A 1,437-nucleotide genomic window follows, 5' to 3' on the forward strand; every position below is an offset into this window, starting at 1 on the left:
ATTTCGCGTATATTGAATCTCGGCCAATCGTTTTAAGATATCGCGTTGACTAGCCGGCTCCCCCCTATCTAGATGTAGCATCATCTTGAGATATGATTCCGGGTCACCCAAACCGTAGATGGCAGAAACCGTGGCAATAATTATTGCGTCTGGCCGCTCCATAAGTGCTTTAGTTGCAGATAGACGCATCTGCTCAATATGTTCATTGACTGAAGCATCTTTTTCAATAAAGGTGTTTGAAGATGGAACATAGGCTTCAGGTTGATAATAGTCATAGTAAGAAACAAAGTACTCGACCGAGTTTTGCGGGAAAAACTCTTTAAATTCGCCGTATAGCTGAGCCGCCAGTGTTTTATTATGCGCCATTATAATAGTAGGTCGCTGAAGCGCTGAGATAACGTTTGCAACCGTATAGGTCTTACCTGACCCCGTTACACCAAGAAGCGTTTGATACATCAAACCGTCTTCTATCCCCTCAACAAGTTGTTTGATTGCTTCAGGCTGATCCCCCGCTGGGGAAAATCGTGACTCTAGTAAAAATTCCTTCGCCATTATGATTCCGGTCGTAATGAAAAAATGATAGACTTCGCAAGTTTGACCACTCCCTTAAAGGAAAATCTATTATCAGTCACGAAGCATGACTGTAGATTGACCTTCTAAACTTGGGTGGCAGCACTAAGACACTTGTATATAAATACAACTGCAGCTATGCGATGCGCTTATCGGGTAGCAAACGATAGCAAATTTTTTGCTTTAGAATAAGCCAGTACACGTTCTTTATTTACGGTGAGCAATTATTCCTGATTGAGGAAACAGACTTGGAAGCACAATCATCCAACCCAGCTTTATCTGCCCTGGAACTTTCAAACCGGGTACAACTTATAAAACCATCTCCGACCTTGGCTGTTACCAACAAAGCCAATGAACTAAAAGCCGCAGGTAAAGATATTATCGGCTTAGGCGCTGGCGAACCAGACTTCGACACCCCTGAACACATTAAGCAGGCTGCGATTAGTGCAATAAAAAATGGCCAGACGCGCTACACCGCAGTAGACGGCACTCCAGAACTAAAAGGCGCGATCATCGATAAATTCAAGCGCGATAACAAGCTTGAGTATACGCCTAAGCAGATCCTCGTATCGTCTGGCGGAAAGCAAAGCTTTTTCAATCTCTCACTTGCCTTGCTAAACCCAGGCGACGAAGTCGTTATCCCTGCACCGTACTGGGTATCCTACCCCGACATGGTCAAGATAGCGGAAGGCAAACCAGTTATTGTTGAAACGAGCCTTGATAACCGTTTTAAAATGACTGCCGAGCAACTGTCAGCAGCAATTACCGATAAAACCAAAATCGTAGTTTTAAACTCTCCCTCGAACCCAACCGGGATTGCTTATACACGTGAAGAACTGGTTGCCATTGGCGAGGTACTAAAACAAC

The 1,437-nt window shown here is 44.3% G+C and carries 2 protein-coding genes; one reads left to right on the forward strand and one right to left on the reverse strand.

The genetic code is table 11. The features are described from left to right. A partial coding sequence (locus A3757_RS02595; protein WP_197469675.1) for a DEAD/DEAH box helicase family protein occupies positions 1–552 on the reverse strand: 552 nt, incomplete at its 3' end. 266 nt (positions 553–818) lie between these two features. Here A3757_RS02595 and A3757_RS02600 point away from each other — a divergent pair. Continuing rightward, a partial coding sequence (locus tag A3757_RS02600) for an aminotransferase class I/II-fold pyridoxal phosphate-dependent enzyme (protein WP_255374967.1) occupies positions 819–1,437 on the forward strand: 619 nt, incomplete at its 3' end.

The sequence above is a fragment of the Oleiphilus sp. HI0117 genome, assembly GCF_001635235.1.